At 50.9% G+C, this 3,249-nt stretch carries 2 protein-coding genes; one reads left to right on the top strand and one right to left on the bottom strand.

Features of this window, described 5'->3' with window-relative positions; all coding sequences use genetic code 11:
• Positions 1–78 precede the first annotated feature (78 nt).
• Complete coding sequence (locus DW49_RS0105675; RefSeq protein WP_229687610.1) at positions 79–1,734, bottom strand: DotA/TraY family protein; 1,656 nt, start codon at positions 1,732–1,734, stop codon at positions 79–81.
• A gap of 431 nt (positions 1,735–2,165) precedes the next feature.
• Between DW49_RS0105675 and DW49_RS0105670 the strand changes: the two genes are divergently transcribed.
• Positions 2,166–3,146 (top strand): IS5 family transposase, encoded by a 981-nt coding sequence (locus DW49_RS0105670; RefSeq protein ID WP_024421123.1) that lies wholly within the window; start codon positions 2,166–2,168, stop codon positions 3,144–3,146.
• The last annotated feature ends 103 nt before the right edge of the window (positions 3,147–3,249 follow it).

Here is a 3,249-nt window from a genome sequence, read left to right as displayed (position 1 = left end):
TGTTTTCGAAAAAATCAGCCACCAACTAACGGAAAATTCAAATCTTATCAATAGCTTAGCTTGCAGGTTATGGGTAACTTATTTCGAAAACAGTACACTAGCAACTTCAACAAGTGGCTTTAAGAAATTATAGATAACCCATTCAAGCAATGTGTCAGCCAACGGAGTTGCATCAATACTAGTTCCGAAAAATGATACTGACCCAACCCCAGCAGCTACCGCTTTAGCGCCTGATAGCGCAGTATGCACAATGCGATTTGTTGTGATAGCGGATGCCTGCATAAGTGCCAGAACATCACCAGTCGTCTTGATCCGGGCAATTGCATCAACATCACCGTCTGTACCAATTAGCGTGGCCGTAACTCGCTCCATACCCCAGCCGATAAAGTTGCTCATAATGCTGTCGCCACGACTACCCAAGGTATCGATGTTCAAATCATCCAGCGATGCCGGCGCTAAAGCCGCTTTAATGTCTGCTGCATTGGGCGTGACGGGCTGCTTATAGTTTGAGCCATCAAGCGACTTGCTAATGATTGCCTGATATACAGTCTGATAGCTGTTTAACGCCAACTGGCCCCCCGGGCCTCTAGGCAGCATGTTCAGGTTCGGCTGCGTTGCAACCGCAACAGGCTCTGCAAACATAGCTCCCATCTCTTGCCGAATTCCAGAGAGGCGCTGATAAAAACCCCCAGCCATCGCCCAACCGTCTTTAGTCACATCCTCGACGTACTTCGCCATTATTTTTTGTAGCGTCTTATCATTCGTCATTTGCGACGTTAGATTTTGAGTAAGCGTATTTTGGGCTTGATTGATAATGGAGTTAAAGCGGTCACTCTTAACAGCATCCCATCCGGTCTTAGTTATATCCGTGGGCCAAGTGTTAACCCATGCATCAATATCGGCCATCACCTTGTTCATGGCGGCGATCTTGGCGTTAAGCGTGGCATGGCGTACTGCCTGCATCGCGGCCTTATTGCTGGTAATCGTAGCAGGATCGAAAATTGAACTCGTAGAGGTTGAGGTCGTCACCAGTTCCGCAGGGACGCTAAAGCTATAGACCTTAATCGACCCACAAATTGGGGTGCCACCGCCAAGGTTGGTGGCCGCATTTCTATCTTTGATGAGGTAGATCGCAGCCTGTCGTCCTATGCCGTCCTGTACCTTGGAGTCAGGCTTGGAAAGCGCCTGTACAGCGGTAGGCTGGTCAAGCGACCTATAAATTGCATTGAGGGATCGGGCGCACCAGCTCGACGCCAAATAGGCTTGGCCGAACTGGCGAATGTCGTACAACGGATAGTTGGGGTTCGGCTTCGCGCCACTACCAAATCCAAGCTGGCTACTCACGCTGCTGAGCGAGCCGTTAACAATCCCGTTCTCCACACCGGCTTTGAATACGCCGTTGGCAAAACCAATCCCCCAAAGTCCAATTGTCAGTACGATGATCTGGATAATCGAATAACCGCTTGAAGCGGGCAGTAAGACTCCACCACCGAACACGATGCGCAGCGGAGTCCAAAGCGAACTCCATGCCTTGCCCATCGCTTCGCCCTCATTAGCCGTGTTGGCGACCCCGACAATGGCGATATACGAAACGAATAAAGACGCCAGTATCAGCAGACCAGAGTTGTACTGCACGAACATCGAGGCCAGCACGTTAGAGCTGGCAGTAACAGTTTCAGGGTCATTGCCTTGTGCCAAAGCGTCAATGACCGGCCCAAAGACTGCTTTAAGCACTCCAACACTTGCGTCTGAGCAACTGCTCGCGCCGTCCGTTGTGTCACACGGTGAAAAGGGCATTCCTGCCATCTGGAAAATCTCGCGGGGGAATTCACGAGAGAGTCTATAGGCCCACTGCATCCTTTAAAAGACAGGCAAAAATGGGACATGGACTATAGTCCATCTATTATGGACAACGCCCTATCAACTCATTGTTTTTAAAATAGAAAATATATTTTTTAGTATTGAAAATATCTCTAATAGGCGATAAATAATAATATTTATTTAACAAGGTCTGTCACGTAGACTCCAGCATCCCGAAATTTGCCAGCAGATACGGTGAAAAGTGAGATTCAAGCTCAAGTATCAAGACAATAAAACATTAGGGAATCTCCGAACAAGTCCCCAAATGTGATGAAATACGCCTGACCACCTGATCCGAGCTGCCCATGAGCCAGATGAGCTTTTCCGATTTCGAATATGCCGGCAAGCGCAAGCAGACACGCCGCGAACGCTTCCTCGCCGAGATGGATCAGGTCGTGCCCTGGACAGGTCTGCTGGGCCTTATCGAGCCGTTCTATCCCAAGGCTGGCGGTGGCAGAAAACCTTATCCTCTGGAAACCATGCTGCGCATTCACCTGTTGCAAAACTGGTTCTCCCTGAGCGATCCAGCCATGGAAGAAGCGCTCTACGAAATCACGCCCATGCGCCAGTTCGCACGACTGACGTTGAGCGCGCCGATACCTGAAGACACCACGATCATGAACTTCCGGCACCTGCTGGAAACGCATCAACTGGCCCCAGCGATCCTCGCGGTCATCAACGGTTATCTGCAAGAGAAAGGCCTGTCCCTGCGCCAGGGCACCATCGTCGATGCCACCATCATTCATGCCCCCAGCTCGACCAAGAACGAGGAAGGAAAACGTGATCCCGAGATGCATCAGACCAAGAAAGGTAACCAATATTTCTTTGGCATGAAGGCGCATATCGGCGCCGACGCCGAGTCGGGACTGGTTCATCATGTTCATGGCACTGCGGCCAATGTGGCCGATGTCACGCAGGTCGCTGAGCTGTTGCACGGCGAAGAAAACGCGGTGTATGCAGACGCTGGATACACAGGTGTCGAGAAGCGTGAAGAGCATGAAAATCGTGAGGTCATCTGGCAAATCGCGGCGCGGCGCAGCACGTATTCCAGGCTCAATAAACGCAGCGTTCTCTACAAGGCCAAGCGCAAGATCGAGTACTGCAAAGCTCAGACACGGGCCAAGGTCGAGCATCCATTTCGTGTAATCAAGCGTCAGTTTGGCTACGTGAAAGTGCGCTTTCGTGGGCTGATGAAAAACACAGCTCAGCTGACCACGCTCTTCGCCCTGTCGAATCTGTGGATGGCTCGAAAACAGCTGATGGGTATGGGTAAGTTGCGCGTTTAACACGGAAACCGGGCGAAAATGCCCTCAACGCACGCTGCATCATTCGATTTTAAGCAAATAACGCTGTTTGCCGAGTGGATTTTCGACTTGCCGCTGACGCGCG

Origin of the sequence: Pseudomonas avellanae BPIC 631, from assembly GCF_000444135.1 — a bacterium.
GTDB lineage: Bacteria > Pseudomonadota > Gammaproteobacteria > Pseudomonadales > Pseudomonadaceae > Aquipseudomonas > Aquipseudomonas avellanae.
This window is presented reverse-complemented; position numbering and strand designations above follow the sequence as displayed.

Bases quoted from the DNA above. Each gene is read 5' to 3' on its own strand.
- DW49_RS0105670 (WP_024421123.1), top strand. From the start codon at position 2,166: ATGAGCCAGATGAGCTTTTCCGATTTCGAATATGCCGGCAAGCGCAAG.